17 protein-coding genes are annotated in these 13,683 nt (G+C 39.1%); 8 read left to right on the top strand and 9 right to left on the bottom strand.

The genetic code is table 11. The features are described 5' to 3' along the window. Positions 1-327 precede the first annotated feature (327 nt). Together ACH33_RS08360 and ACH33_RS08355 are read right to left on the bottom strand one after the other, a co-directional pair. Positions 328-693, bottom strand: a complete 366-nt coding sequence (locus ACH33_RS08360) for a hypothetical protein (RefSeq protein ID WP_057898602.1) — start codon at positions 691-693, stop codon at positions 328-330. 281 nt (positions 694-974) lie between these two features. Further along, on the bottom strand, positions 975-1,499 hold the full coding sequence (locus ACH33_RS08355; protein ID WP_057898601.1) for a hypothetical protein: 525 nt from the start codon (positions 1,497-1,499) through the stop codon (positions 975-977). A gap of 153 nt (positions 1,500-1,652) precedes the next feature. On the opposite strand from ACH33_RS08355, the gene ACH33_RS20345 reads away from it, so the two are divergent. Continuing rightward, on the top strand, positions 1,653-2,066 hold the full coding sequence (locus ACH33_RS20345) for a helix-turn-helix domain-containing protein (RefSeq protein WP_257721590.1): 414 nt from the start codon (positions 1,653-1,655) through the stop codon (positions 2,064-2,066). A gap of 65 nt (positions 2,067-2,131) precedes the next feature. Here the strand turns inward: ACH33_RS20345 and ACH33_RS08345 are convergent, their stop codons facing one another. Both ACH33_RS08345 and ACH33_RS20545 read right to left on the bottom strand, forming a co-directional pair. After that, positions 2,132-2,320, bottom strand: coding sequence for an aspartyl-phosphate phosphatase Spo0E family protein (locus tag ACH33_RS08345; RefSeq protein WP_057898600.1), 189 nt, complete (start codon positions 2,318-2,320; stop codon positions 2,132-2,134). A gap of 12 nt (positions 2,321-2,332) precedes the next feature. Further along, complete coding sequence (locus ACH33_RS20545; protein ID WP_082705957.1) at positions 2,333-2,494, bottom strand: zinc ribbon domain-containing protein; 162 nt, start codon at positions 2,492-2,494, stop codon at positions 2,333-2,335. A gap of 443 nt (positions 2,495-2,937) precedes the next feature. Here ACH33_RS20545 and ACH33_RS08340 point away from each other — a divergent pair, with 443 nt between their 5' ends. Genes ACH33_RS08340 through ACH33_RS18655 form a run of 3 tightly spaced genes read left to right on the top strand, consistent with a single transcriptional unit; the run spans position 2,938 to position 4,994 of the window. Continuing rightward, a complete protein-coding gene (locus ACH33_RS08340) occupies positions 2,938-4,248 on the top strand; it encodes a sensor histidine kinase (protein WP_057898599.1) in 1,311 nt (436 codons plus the stop codon). Beyond that, positions 4,229-4,882, top strand: coding sequence for an accessory gene regulator ArgB-like protein (locus tag ACH33_RS08335; RefSeq protein WP_057898598.1), 654 nt, complete (start codon positions 4,229-4,231; stop codon positions 4,880-4,882). The genes ACH33_RS08340 and ACH33_RS08335 overlap by 20 nt, the downstream gene beginning before the upstream one ends. Beyond that, the gene (locus ACH33_RS18655; RefSeq protein WP_082705956.1) at positions 4,860-4,994 is read left to right on the top strand and encodes a cyclic lactone autoinducer peptide; all 135 of its coding nucleotides are present in this window, start codon (positions 4,860-4,862) and stop codon (positions 4,992-4,994) included. Before ACH33_RS08335 ends, ACH33_RS18655 begins: the two co-directional genes overlap by 23 nt. A gap of 158 nt (positions 4,995-5,152) precedes the next feature. Here the strand turns inward: ACH33_RS18655 and ACH33_RS08330 are convergent, their stop codons facing one another. Next, positions 5,153-5,596: a flavodoxin gene (locus tag ACH33_RS08330; RefSeq protein WP_057898597.1), complete on the bottom strand. Its 444-nt coding sequence runs from the start codon at positions 5,594-5,596 to the stop codon at positions 5,153-5,155. A 260-nt stretch (positions 5,597-5,856) separates the two neighbouring features. Here ACH33_RS08330 and thiW point away from each other — a divergent pair, with 260 nt between their 5' ends. The 4 genes from thiW (at position 5,857) to ACH33_RS08310 (ending at position 9,145) form a co-directional block, all read left to right on the top strand. Further along, positions 5,857-6,348, top strand: a complete 492-nt coding sequence (gene thiW / locus ACH33_RS08325) for an energy coupling factor transporter S component ThiW (protein ID WP_057898596.1) — start codon at positions 5,857-5,859, stop codon at positions 6,346-6,348. An 85-nt stretch (positions 6,349-6,433) separates the two neighbouring features. Further along, on the top strand, positions 6,434-6,931 hold the full coding sequence (locus ACH33_RS08320; RefSeq protein ID WP_057898595.1) for a transposase: 498 nt from the start codon (positions 6,434-6,436) through the stop codon (positions 6,929-6,931). 212 nt (positions 6,932-7,143) lie between these two features. Further along, a complete protein-coding gene (locus ACH33_RS08315; RefSeq protein WP_057898594.1) occupies positions 7,144-8,898 on the top strand; it encodes a M4 family metallopeptidase in 1,755 nt (584 codons plus the stop codon). Between the two features lie 64 nt (positions 8,899-8,962). Next, positions 8,963-9,145 (top strand): hypothetical protein, encoded by a 183-nt coding sequence (locus tag ACH33_RS08310; RefSeq protein WP_057898593.1) that lies wholly within the window; start codon positions 8,963-8,965, stop codon positions 9,143-9,145. Between the two features lie 158 nt (positions 9,146-9,303). Here the strand turns inward: ACH33_RS08310 and ACH33_RS08305 are convergent, their stop codons facing one another. From ACH33_RS08305 to ACH33_RS08290, 4 genes are all read right to left on the bottom strand, one after another. After that, the gene (locus ACH33_RS08305; RefSeq protein WP_057898592.1) at positions 9,304-9,489 is read right to left on the bottom strand and encodes a terminase gpP N-terminus-related DNA-binding protein; all 186 of its coding nucleotides are present in this window, start codon (positions 9,487-9,489) and stop codon (positions 9,304-9,306) included. A 371-nt stretch (positions 9,490-9,860) separates the two neighbouring features. Beyond that, entirely contained in the window at positions 9,861-10,451 is a 591-nt protein-coding gene (locus ACH33_RS19175; RefSeq protein ID WP_156424020.1) for a transposase, read from the bottom strand. Between the two features lie 145 nt (positions 10,452-10,596). Beyond that, positions 10,597-11,769: an MGDG synthase family glycosyltransferase gene (locus tag ACH33_RS08295; protein ID WP_082705954.1), complete on the bottom strand. Its 1,173-nt coding sequence runs from the start codon at positions 11,767-11,769 to the stop codon at positions 10,597-10,599. A 19-nt stretch (positions 11,770-11,788) separates the two neighbouring features. Then, on the bottom strand, positions 11,789-13,666 hold the full coding sequence (locus ACH33_RS08290; protein WP_057898591.1) for an ATP-binding cassette domain-containing protein: 1,878 nt from the start codon (positions 13,664-13,666) through the stop codon (positions 11,789-11,791). Positions 13,667-13,683: the final 17 nt, after the last annotated feature.

The raw sequence follows: 13,683 nt of genomic DNA, 5'->3' as shown, positions 1-13,683 counted from the left end.
CTGTAACTACACAGAAAGGGGCTTTTTTATTCCCTTTAAAAACTGCTCCAACCTTGTCCAGATTTCGAGGTAGTAGTTCTCTAACGACTTACCGCAATGCAAAATTCTATACACTTTATGCCACTCCTATTTTTAAAAACGATTTTGTATTTTTCATCCATTTTGTCCTTATTTAATTTGCCATTACTAACGACGCTTTTTCCTCTTCTTCAATCAAAAGACGCAACATATCGCCTCGATTCATTCCTGTTCCCATAAGTTGATGAATGACATATTGCTTTTCACCCAATAACTTCTCTAGGCTTTCATCGACCGTATTTTCTCCAATCAAAGAATATACTTTAAGGCATTATATAATTGAATTTGATGAGTACGTAAAGGGATTTTCGGCGAGTAACTTCCTGATAAACTGACAGATTCAACAGATAAATCATTACGATGATCAAGTAGTTTAAGTAATTCTTTGTCAATTACATGAACAGGCGTTTTTCTCGCCTTTTTCCTTCCAGGGACTTTAGGCAGTCGTTTCCTATATACTACTACTCCCGATTTATGCTCCATATCTGTAAGCGTTTGAGATTCATTTTCTTCCTTTTTATCGTTCGTAAGAGGTTCTGCCAATTCTTCAGTTTGTTCATCTTCCTGTTTCTTCTTTCCAAACAAGCTGAATATCTTTTTAATCCAACTCCACATATTCATAACTCCTGATGCAAAAAATAAAAATGATAGGATTACCAATATAACCAATAAAAGAAAAACCAGCTCAATGAAATAACTTTCAATCTTGCTCTCTTATTGCTTATTTAACAGGTTCTAGTTTTTCTTGTAGAATTTCTTTTAACAGTCCCAGCTCACTTTCTTCTTCCTGATTATTGGTACCGAGTTTACCGCGAAGGACCTTAACAAGATAAAAAATGTACTATGAAATTAAATAGAAACGTTTAAGATAGTTATTTTGAGCCACTTTTAAAAGACTAATTATTACTTTTTGGAAACGCTATAATGATAAAACATGTGATAAAAGCCACCATCGTCACTATAATACCAAATATTAAACCAATGGACTCCATAAAGGTATCCTCGACGGGATACGAAGGTTTTAATGTCATTAACCTGTAAACGAACACCAAACTCAAAATAATATAAAAACTACTTCCTACTAACCCCACCTTGAAACGATTAGCCTTACTCCCTTGCCATGATTTACTTATTATCATCCAAAAACAGACACTAACAATTACAGCAAGGAGCATGATAATTACATGGACAAAAGGAATGATGAAATAGGCAAGTAAATAAAGAATAAAACCAACTAAAAAAAATAGAACAGCATTAATAAAAAATAAAAATACTCCAGTTCTCCAATGACTTTGAAACCATGTAGCATGTTTCATTTTTTGAATCATTTTATAATCAACGTTGATTTTTTCCATCAATGAATTTTTAAAGAGTAAAAAAACAAAGATTGCAACAATGCCAATAAATAATATGGAAGACATAATATCCCTCCTTTTCTTTTACTTCAAAGCTAAATTTAAATGGCTCGTAGATGAACCATTCTCCCGGTGACACTTTGAGGAATAAACGTATCATACTGAATTCCTTTCGCATTGTGGTTCATCAGGGAGCTGGAGGTGACTCAAGTGATTCAAGTGATTCAATCGAACTTACCGGTTCTGATGGCGAAACATGGAGTGAGAACGTTAGCTGAAGTTGTAAGACAAACAGGTTTGTCCAGGACAATGTTAACTGCGGTCTGCTACAGCAGGGGAAAAGGGATTCCGTTCGATACGATGGATGCCCTGTGTGAGATGTTCGGGGTTGGCATTGGGGAACTGCCCGTTATTCGCTTCCATGATCTCCGGCATACACATGCAACCATTTTGCTACAACTTAGCGAAAATCCAAAGATTGTATCTGAGCGCCTAGGACATGTTAACATAACTATTACTCTGGATACTTATTCTCACATTCTGCCTGACATGCAAAAAAACCTTGCTCAAAACTTCGACGTTGCGATGAAAAATCCAGTCAAAAGGAATACAAAATCAGCTTTAGTAGACTAAAGGTGGTCAAAATGTGGTCAATTTCCTATTTTTAAGAAGAAAAAGAGTTAAAAACCCCTTATATATCAAGCGTTTCCTCTCTCCGGAGTATTTTTTTGCTTTATTTTATAAGAATAATATTGATTAATTAATTTATCCAGTTTTTTACTCATAGCTATTACCGCTGGGTCCGTTAATTTCCTAACGCTAGCTACTCTATTTAATTCTTCCCTCGCCTCTTCAATCGCACACAAAAGAAACTCTTCTTCGTTCAACTTTTTTCTCCTTTAACATCTGTAAATAGATTTATTAATGACAGTAAATGTAATGTCCCGATGGGATGTATACCCACAGTGACAACGGTAGTTGCGAGTAAATCCTTTCTTTCTGCGTTTGCAAACAGGACATGTTTGAATGCTATACGATTTGTCTACAAACAATACCTTAATGCCTTGTGCCTAGCATTTGTATTGAAGGATTTCCTTTGTTTGTAGGAATGCTTGGCGGTTCTGTCCCCTTTTTGCATCGCTTTATGCGTGACTTGTGGCACAACACCTGTATGTTTTGACTATGTAGACCCTACTTTCTATTGAGAAGAGCTTGCTGAACTCACCTCCTTTTATATGATTTTCTACTATATCATAGAAGGTAGGGATAGAAAAATAAAAAAGCGATTCCATCCCCCACCTAGATAGAAAGAGGACTTCTCGCTATTCATGTTAAAATATAATTAAAGAAGCAAAATCTCTTTTCCCTTCTTTGTTATGCTTTATGCTCTCTTTCAAGAATAAATCACCGCAGTAGACTATCAATAATAATATAAAAAAATTAGCATATAATCCATATTTATGTGTGTACAGGAGATATTGTATAATTTAAGGAGCGGCATAGCATGAATCTTTTAATGTTTTTCCTCTACTCTATACCGGAAGAGTTTCTCATTGTAGCCCTATGCATTACTTTAGCAGGTTATAATATATCTGCTTGTAAATTGAGATATATTATCGTTTCGCTTCTTCTCGCAATTAGTGTGAAAGCTTTACAACTGTTAGATCTTTCACTACCTTTACGCTCTTTTTTCCAATTTGTGATACTCATCATTTTAGTAAAGCAAGGAATGGGGATTCCATTGCTTCCGCTGATTACTTGTTCCGTCATCACTTTACTTGTGCTTCAAATGAATGAACTTCTTGTAATGAGTATATTTACAAACTTTTACGATAAAACGCTACAAGAAATTCAGATGGAGCCTTTATTATGGTTTGCAAGAACTTTACCCAATCTGCTCCTAATGTCTTTGTTTCTATACATAATTAAAAAATACAAAATATTCTTTTTCAAAGAAAATATTCCTTCCAACAAACTTACTTTTCGTTCATATTGGATATTTTCTGCGTTTTATACGTTTGGCATTATCGGAGCCATCACATTGGAACAAGGCGACATCGGCCCAGGATATATCCTTGTTTGTATCGTTATTTTTCAAGCTTTCTCGCTGTTAGTCATTCAGGAACTGGTCAAATCAAATCGGCATGAAACCCAACTAGCGGTTTATAAAGAATCGATTAAAAACATGACCTCTTTATTTACAACGATTCGCTCACAACGCCATGACTTTGCCAATCATATTCAAGTGCTATATATTCTGGCCAAACAAAAAGAACATGAAAAATTGTTACGTTATATCGAACAGCTGGTCGGTCAAATCACATCAATCAATGAAGTTTTACTTTCGGATAACCCTGAACTAAGCGCTTTGTTGCAAACAAAGATCGCGCAATTTGCACAAGAAAAAATTCGGTTGCGCTTACATCTCACCTCTTCATTGACTGAATTAGAGATACCTGTGATAGAATTGAATCAAATTATCGGAAATCTATTAGACAATGCGGCCGATGCTATAAAAGCAGCCGATTACCCAAGCGATGAAATTCTTTTAGAAACAATCAAAATAAACAACAAAGTGCAAATTAAAGTGAAAAATTATCGCCCTATTATTCCAATCTATTTACAAAAGAAAATATTTGAATACGGATTTTCTACAAAGCAAAACCATTCAGGTTTGGGACTGGCAATCGTAACAAGTCTAGTAGAGAAAAACAAAGGAACCCTGTGTCTCATCAGCAATGAAAAAGTCGGAACCGAATTTACCATTACATTTCCGGTTAAGGAGCTGAAAAAGATTGAGCAAAAAACTGGCTGATACCATCGCTTTAGCGCTCATCAAGCACAGCGATACCCGGCACCCACTTCCTGTTCTGTCCTATGGCCTGCAAATTTTAATCAATACCTTAATTAAAATTGTTATGATTACGATTATCGGCTGGGTCTTACATATCTTACTGGAACTTTACATAATGATTTTCTTTTTCGGCAGCTTTCGTATGATTACAGGTGGGGTTCATGCGCATACGTTCTTTAAATGTTTAACAATCAGTCTTGTTTCTTTTGTTTTATTAATCCTATTATCTTCTTACACTTTGCCCTTTTTTATAGAAAATAAATTCATTATCCTTCTTTCGCTCTTCCTCTTTGGCACAATGATTACATGGCTTTATGTTCCGGCCAGATGGGGAAATAGAAGATTCTCCAAAAAGAGAATCACTGTGTCAAAATGGTTATCCATTTCTTATCTTGCTCTTATTCTCTTGTCCGTTTGGTGTATACCTGCACATTCTACGATAAACAAACTACAAGAAATTTCATGGATCGCGGTTATGGGAATTACCTGGCAATGCATTCTCGTTACACCATGGGGATACGCGCTCTTCGATAGAATCGAGCGGATTACGTTATTGAAAGGAGGTGACAACAATGTGGCAAAAAATGAAGGGTAAAATGTTTGGCGGAATCGCTTCCATTGCCTATTTGCTTGCTTTAACCGGTATTAGCACAAACAGTTGGTGGACATCTTATGAACCGGAAATTCCCAAGGAACTGCAAAAGTAATGACTTCACGGCCGGGAACAAAAAACAGGACTGCTGGTTAGAATAACCAGGAGTCCTGTTGACTTTATAGTTCTAAAGAAACAACAGCAGACGGCTTACCACTCTCTTTCCTTCAGGCTTTGGACGAAACCTATCTCCCTCTTACCACAGGGTAAGTGTTATGTAATAGTAGCCGCAAAACTCTTGCCGAAATCTCGGCACACGTCCTTTTCTTCTTTCTCAGGAGCCAGTTCCACTTTAAGTCCTGGCAGGGTCACATCGGCTCCTGATGCTTTGGCGCGTTCCTCCAGAATGTCAACCGCTGCACAAAAATCTGGGTACGATGTATCTCCTGATCCGAAAATCGCCGCTTTTTTTCCTGTTAAATCAAGAGATTCCATGTCATCATAAAAGTCAAGAAACTCATCCGGCAATTCGCCGTCCCCCCATGTGTAAGCTCCCAGCAAAAAACCGTCATAATCAAGCAAATCTGTAGCGTTTATTTCTACCACACTTTTTATATCTACCAATACTCCTTGGGATTTTACCCCTTCCGCTACAAGTTCGGCGATTTCTTCTGTATTTCCTGATAAACTAGCATAGACCAAAATAACGTTTGCCATTCCTCTCCCTCCAAGAAAATGATAATCATTATCAATACATTCTTTAATGTATCAATAATGATAATCGTTGTCAACTGTGTGAGTGAAAACCGGGAAATCGATCTGTGTTGACCTGTAACCTGCCTCATCTTTACCGAAAGAATTAAAAACGTTATAATTCCTTTTGGTGTTTTTCCCTATTTTCTATGATAAATATTAGAACATCCGGTCAGATAGATATCTAAATGAACAAATGAAATGTTAGTAAAGGAGAGAACAACATGAAAGCAACCGTACGTTTAACATTTATGGCTCTTCTCGTAGCCATCGGAACCATTGGTTCGAGTTTTTTATGGTTTCCGGCTGGCGTGGCCAAAGCTTATCCTATACAACACGCCGTCAACGTCATCGCAGGCGTTTTACTTGGTCCGGGAGCCGCTGTTTCTATTGCCTTTACCATCGGAGTCATCCGCAATATCCTGGGAATCGGGACGTTACTGGCGTTTCCGGGAGGAATGATCGGGGCTTTCCTTGCCGGCTACTTATACAAGAAAATCCGCAAAACTTGGGGAGCGGGTATTGGTGAGATCGTCGGTACTGGCCTCATCGGTTCCTTTGTTTCCATTCCAATCGCCACCCTGTTAATGGGAAAAAGTGTAGGTGCCTTTGCTTTTGTTCCCCCTTTTCTCATTAGCAGCGTGTCTGGTGTCCTTATCGCCTGCCTTCTGCTTCCTTTGCTTAAGAAAACACCACTTGGTGACTATTATAAATAATATATATATAGATCTGAATTGATGTCTTAACTGGAAAAATTTTACCATACTGATTCCTATAAAAATTTCAAAGGAGTCGGAATGTATGGGAAAACTTGTCGTAACACAAGCACATGGTTTTACACCGGAAAGTCTGCGTGTAGAAGAACGAAAAATGCAAGATGTACTCTTTAAGCAACGCCTTATGGCGGTTCGACTGGTCATGGAAGGATACTCGGCCACATGTTCTGCAGCAGAGAAATGTAATGCGGCTACCTTTTTGAATTTTTTACAACAACTGCTCACTCAGTATACCGATAAATTTGTGATTTTGATCCTGGACAATGCCAGAATCCATCATGCTAAGCTAGTACAGCCATTCTTGGAACAGAATCGCCATCGTCTTTTCTTGTTGTTTCTTCCGCCATATTCACCAGAATTGAATCCGATTGAAAAAGTATGGTGTTGGCTCAAAGACATGGTCATTGTGAATCGTTTTCACAGAAACGAATCGGGTGTGCAGACCGTTAGAACGTTAGCTCAGTTCTATATAATAATGAATATTCTATACCAAAACAGTATCAAAGTATATGGAGGAACATAATATTATCTGAATTTAGCTAGAAAAATAGTTGCTGATGATCATAACGACATGTTTAAAGGTTTGTCTGAGCAAAGGTATTCAAAAACCTCCATTTTCACTAAAAAATACAAAAATTAGGAATAAGATTGAACTTAAAGCAATATATTTACAGATTCTCAAAAAATGTATAAAATAGTTTTTCGATTCTAATTTTTTCTAAGGAGATGGGAGTTGTGAAAAAGAAAGTTGTATTATTGGGGCTGTCTATGGGTCTATTAAGTAATCCTGCTATTGGAACGGTATGGGCAGAAGGAGCTGCGAATCCTGTATTTTTTCAGAATGAGAATGAAGAATCGACCACGTTTACTTCAACTACCTCGGATCAATTGCAAATAAATAAAATGAAGGCATCCCCTTTTGATGTGATGGCATATGCAAAGAGATGGAAAAGAAAGGTACACCGTAATCCTGAGAGCAACAAAGTAGAATTCATTTCAGGGCAATTTAAACCTAAAAATCCTTATAATTTCAACACTGTTGTTCAGGAATTCGTAGGTGCAAACTCGGATGTTTTTAAAGTAACAACGGAAGACACCATACAGGTAATGAAAGAAGAAATGACTCCTTTGGGAGATTATGTAATTCGTACCCAGCAGTTCTTCAGAGGAGTGCCCGTATATGGTTCGACACAAGTATTAAACTTAAATCAAAAAGGAGTGGTAACAGCATGGTCCGGAGGGATTGTTTCAGAACTGAACAAGCAAGAAAACCTAAATAAAGCAAAGAATCTTAGTCAACAGGCAGCGATTCAAAAAGCCGAACATGACCTAGGTTTTATCCCTGAGTATTATATTCCACCGGCTGTCGAACTTGTAATTTACATGAAAGAAGAGATTGCGCATTACGCTTACCATGTAAATCTAAATTTTCTGAATCCACAACCGGGAAATTGGGATTACTTTATAGATGCAAATGATGGAACAATTTTAAATAAAGTCAATCGTATCCATCAAGTGCAAGTGGCGCGAAATATGGTCGATTCTAACCAAATTGGATTTGGAATAGGAGTGCATGGAGATAAAAAACAAGTAAATACAGTATTTTCTAATTCGTATTACTATTTGCAAGATAATACTAGAGGTAAGGGCATTTATACATACGATGCCAAAAATTCAAACCGGCTCCCGGGCACGCTATGGAGAAACGCGGATAATCAGTTTACTGCAAAGTATGATGGTCCCGCTGTAGACGCACATTATTACGCAGGAGTTGTATACGATTACTACAAAAATAAGTTTAATCGTAACAGCTATGATGGAGCAGGAGCGCCAATAAAATCAACTGTTCATTATGGGAAATCGTATACGAACGCGTTTTGGAATTCCTATCAAATGGTTTATGGAGATGGGGACGGGTCTACCTATCCATTCTCAGGAGCATTGGATGTAGTAGGACATGAGTTGACGCATGCTGTAACGGAAAAAACGGCAAATTTAATTTACGAAAATGAGTCTGGTGCTTTAAATGAAGCAATGTCCGATATTTTTGGGACATTAATTGAGTACTACAATAATCAGAATCCTGATTGGGAAATGGGTGAGGACTTAAGTTTTAATAGACAGGGATTTCGTTCATTAGCTGATCCGACAAAATATGGTGATCCGGACCATTATTCCAAAAGATACCGTGGTTCAAACCAAAACTATTTAGTTCATACAAACAGCGGAATTATAAACAAGGCTGCTTATCTTATCAGTGAAGGCGGAACCCACTATGGCGTTACCGTGAATGGAATCGGCAAAGAGAAACTGGGAAATATTTTTTACAGGGCATTAACACAGTATCTTACAGAGTCAGCTACATTTAGCCAAATGAGGGCAGCAGCTTTACAAGCCGCGACGGATTTATATGGAGCAGCAAGTGCTGAAGTTATAAGCGTGGGCAAAGCTTTTGATGCAGTAGGAGTCAATTCTATAGACTTGTCCTAATGTCTTAACCGATGAAAATTTGACAATACTGGCTCCTAAGATAAGACTAAAGGAGCGACTTATTATGAGAAAAATGAAGATAACAGAAACCTACGGCTTTACGGTGGAAAGCTTATGTAAAGAAGAGCGAAAAATAAAAGATGCTTTCTTTAAACAGCGCCTTACAGTGTTCGTCTCGTTATGGAAGGTTATTCATCTACGGAAGCAGCCCGCATTCCAGGAATATATTGTCAATCCTTGTCCGTAAAAATGAATCGGAGAGTTGCTTATCTGTTTCCAATTTTTTGAATTTATTTTATTGTCTAGAATTGGTTGTTTGAAACGTTAAAACCTCAAAGCAAATTTATATAGTTTGTGAGGCGCACCAGGCGATGCATGGCTCACTAGCACCTTTAGGCCTTGTTCCTAGTAGGCTCTGACGTATGTGCCCACAGTTTTTTTATTCCGGCCAATGATGGCATTGATTTGCTGCTCATATTTGTACCCCTGCAGAAATAAAGAAAGGGCTTGGTAGCGTTCATACATGCGCTTGTCTTTTGTCTGTTTCATCGCTTGTTGTACAGTTTGCAGTTCTGTTGGATGAGTATTCATGTCTATTTCTCCTATCCTGTTCCTAGTTTGTTTGCTTCTATTTTTTGTAACACAGGACAGAAAGGGATTTTATTTAATTCAACTTATATAGAAATAAATAAAGGTTTATGTATATATGATGGTGTTGCAAAACTAATAATCGCTGAATGGTAAATGTTAAATTTAATGGGGAGAATCCTGAAAATATCAGGCTTTTCACGATGTGCAATTAATGAATTATGCATAATAATGCTCAGCTATGAATTAAAAATGAAGTTTTGCAACATCCTCTATATATGTAAGAATTAATACCATTGGGCTAACAGGAAGTGATATTTAGACTGTTGAGAGATTCTCGGTGGTCTTTTTTCTTTTTTGATGGTATTGCAAAACTAACATAAAAATCCAATTTTATCAATAAGTACGCACAAATGACAGTGGAAATCGTAGCGATTTTTGCTATACCAACGAGGTTGCTCAAGGGAAAAATTGTTCTTTAGGCAGCAGAATACATGTTCAATTTTTCGTCGATAATCTATATAGAACTGAGCTAACGTTCTAACGGTCTGCACACCCGATTCGTTTCTGTGAAAACGATTCACAATGACCATGTCTTTGAGCCAACGCCATACTTTTTCAATCGGATTCAATTCTGGTGAATATGGCGGAAGAAACAACAAGAAAAGACGATGGCGATTCTGTTCCAAGAATGGCCGTACTAGTTTAGCATGATGGATTCTGGCATTGTCCAGGATCAAAATCACAAATTTATCGGTATACTGAGTGAGCAGTTGTTGTAAAAAATCCAAAAAGGTAGCCGCATTACATTTCTCTGCTGCAGAACATGTGGCCGAGTATCCTTCCATGACCAGTCGAACCGCCATAAGGCGTTGCTTAAAGAGTACATCTTGCATTTTTCGTTCTTCTACACGCAAACTTTCCGGTGTAAAACCATGTGCTTGTGTTACGACAAGTTTTCCCATACATTCCGACTCCTTTGAAATTTTTATAGGAATCAGTATGGTAAAATTTTTCTAGTTAAGACATCAATTCAGACATCAATTCAGATCTATATGGAAAGAAAAAGTGGCCGCTCTACAGCTATTGCATAAAAAGCGTAAAAGAAAGCTATATCTGTTTAATAGTAAGATAGGTGTCAGGACAATTACGAGCGGACCCTACCATATTGATGTTAAGAAGATCCAGCACTGACCTTGCCGTTGCCAGCGGATCGATCGTTTGCCAAAACAGCTCCATATGCTGTTCCAAAAAGGCAATATCCTGTGGACATTTTAATAGCTTATGCACCCACTCATCCACTTCCTGTTCCGCATCAATCCGCACTGCCAGCTTATGTTTCGTCAGAAATTCACAGTTATTTTCCTCATGCCCGGGAAGCGGCTGATAAATAAACATGGGAAGCTTCTTTGCCAGCGCTTCAAAACAGGTGATTCCGCCGGCCTTCGTAATCAGCCCATCCGCGGCATCCATCCACTGGCTGATACTTTCAACGAACCCAAGGATATGAATATTCGGATGATGAAAATTTTTATCTTTATACAGCGCCTGCTTCAGGCTATCATTATAGCCTGTACAAATAACGATCTGCAGGGATTCTCGCCATTTCAAAAGAATATGGGCCAGGTGTTCAATCCCCCCGAGCCCCAATCCTCCGCCCATAATCATAACCGTTGGCATGTCCTTTATGCCGAGCGTGTGCCGTACCTCCTGCTTATTACGCTTCATACGAAAATCTGATGTAATAGGGAGCCCGGTAATCATCACTTTCTCTTTAGATATGCCCATACCAATAAGTTGGCGGTACACTTCATCACTAGATACAAGATAAAGATCGACTTCAGGCTGCACCCACACCCCATGCGCATAAAAATCCGTAATAATCGTGCACAGAGGCAATGGATATCCTAAACGCTTCAAACGGGATACCGAAGAACTGCTGAAAGGATGGGTGCAAATAATCAGATCCGGATTAACGCGGGCAAAAACGTCTTTAATCGTACGATGAAGCACTTGATAGATAAACGATTGTTTCCATCCAGAAATCGGCTGATTCTGTTTATAGTTGTATACTTTGCGCCACACAGAGGGGTACCGGGTGATCATTTTCAAATAAAATTGGTACACTAGCTTCGCAGCAAAAGGATGAAGCTCCTGCCCAAGTTCCAACACCTGCGTATGCACGGAAGGGTCCAGTAATGAAATCCCCTGCACCAGTGCTTCCGCCGCTTTCGTATGACCTGTTCCTACTGCTTCGGATAAAATAAGCACTTTCTTTTTCAAGAGAAATTCCTCCGCGATACTAATAAGTGTATCTGTCCTTTTTTAATAGCGCTATCCAAGCCATGCCATATAAAACGAAAATAAACATGATAATAATCAGCCAATTCAATGTAAAATTTCCGGAAAGCGCCGGGAGTGGCTCAGGAAGCGAACTGCGACTGTTGATATTAGTAATGGTTCCACCCACCAATTCATACCCCCATTTGCTAACAGCCAAATAGAATACGCCCTTTATATAGTCCGGTTTAATATGAACAAGCGGTACGAGGGCGCCAGATAAAATAATTTGGGGAACAAGCAAAATGGGAACAAAGCTAACCGCCTTATCCGAGGTAGACACACAGGCAGATACAACAAGTCCCATCATTACACCCGCCAGTGACAAAAGAAAAAAAGCCAAAAAGTTAAGCCAGAATTCCGGCAGGGCAAGTCCATATGTAACAATCGACACAAGCAAAAATGTTTGTACCGCACAAATAATAGAAAGAACGGTGATTTTAGAAAGCAGATACGGTATGACGAGCACACTAACGTATCGCTCCCGGCGATATATATCCTGCTCCTTGACAATTTCACGCGCGGCATTTGAAGTGCCTAACCAGATTGCGGTAAACACCATCAAGGCAACTGCATTCGACATGAAGCTGCGCCGATTTTTTTCCTCCTGTATTTTCCGCTGTATCTCATCAACCTTTCCCAAACGAACGATTTGTTGGGTAATTTTCAGTTCCTGCGTCCGGTATTCACTATAACGGAACGTAGGAGCGCTATGATAAAAAGCGATGACAAGCAGGCAGGGAATAAACACAGCCTGCAACAACAAAATCATAAGATGTCTGCGATCGCGTGTAAGCAGTCGGACATAGCGTTCCGTAAGTACTCTCCACTGTTGGATAAACGATGAGACCCTCTTGACCCTCCTGTCCTGCGCTTTAACATTTACGGCTCGCCTGTCCCTTTCGCTCTTTGCTGCAAATAACTGGTTGTTTTTATGAATATGTCCATCTTTTTCAAAAAAGACAGATTGTTTATAAGCGGCTGCCCACCCATTCGGGGGATTTTCTCGTTCCATCTTTTGATAAATGTCTACAAACGAATCAACGGAAAAATACGTAAGCGCTTCAGACGGTGAACCGACAAAAGCTAACCCGCCTTCCTGCGTGAGAAAAACGATTTTATCGTACAAATGTATGTTGTACGTAGTATGGGTAGCCATAATAATTGTAGTTCCTTTCATTTTAAGCTCACACAGGACTTCCATGATATTCTTTTCCAACCCCGGATCAAGCCCGGATGTAATTTCATCAAGAAGCAAGAGAGACGGGTTGGTCATAAGCTCAACGCCAATGCTAACCCTCTTCCGCTGACCACCGCTTAAATTCCTAACAAGCATGGCCCGGTGTTTTGTCATCTTTAAGTCAGCCAGTACTTCCTCTACCCGCTGTTCCATAACAAAGAGCGGTATATCTTTATGAAATCGCAAGCGCGCGGCATACAACAGCGACTCTTCTACCGTTAAATCCAAATGCACGATATCATGCTGTGGCACATATCCAATACAAGAGCGAAATGCTTCATACTCCTCATAAAAATTCCGGCCTTTTATCCATACCATTCCTTCCGTGGCCGGAACAATTCCGGATAGCGCGTGAAGAAGTGTGCTTTTTCCCGCTCCGCTTCCACCTAAAACAGCAACCAGCTCTCCTGGATATACGGTAAAAGTAATATCGTCAAGCAACTTCTTTCGTTTCTTTTGCCGCGCCTGTGCTGTGCAAAACGTTATATGTTCAGCCTTAAGTACGGGCATTGGACAAAAATTACTCTGCTCGGATATCATCCTTTGCCCGGACGCCGTGTCCCAAGAAACTCTCGCCGTCCAGCCATGAATGCCTTCCATACTTTACCTCCTCTCTA

It is taken from the genome of Aneurinibacillus sp. XH2 (assembly GCF_001439585.2).
Classification (GTDB): Bacteria; Bacillota; Bacilli; order Aneurinibacillales; family Aneurinibacillaceae; genus Aneurinibacillus; species Aneurinibacillus thermoaerophilus.
This window is presented reverse-complemented; position numbering and strand designations above follow the sequence as displayed.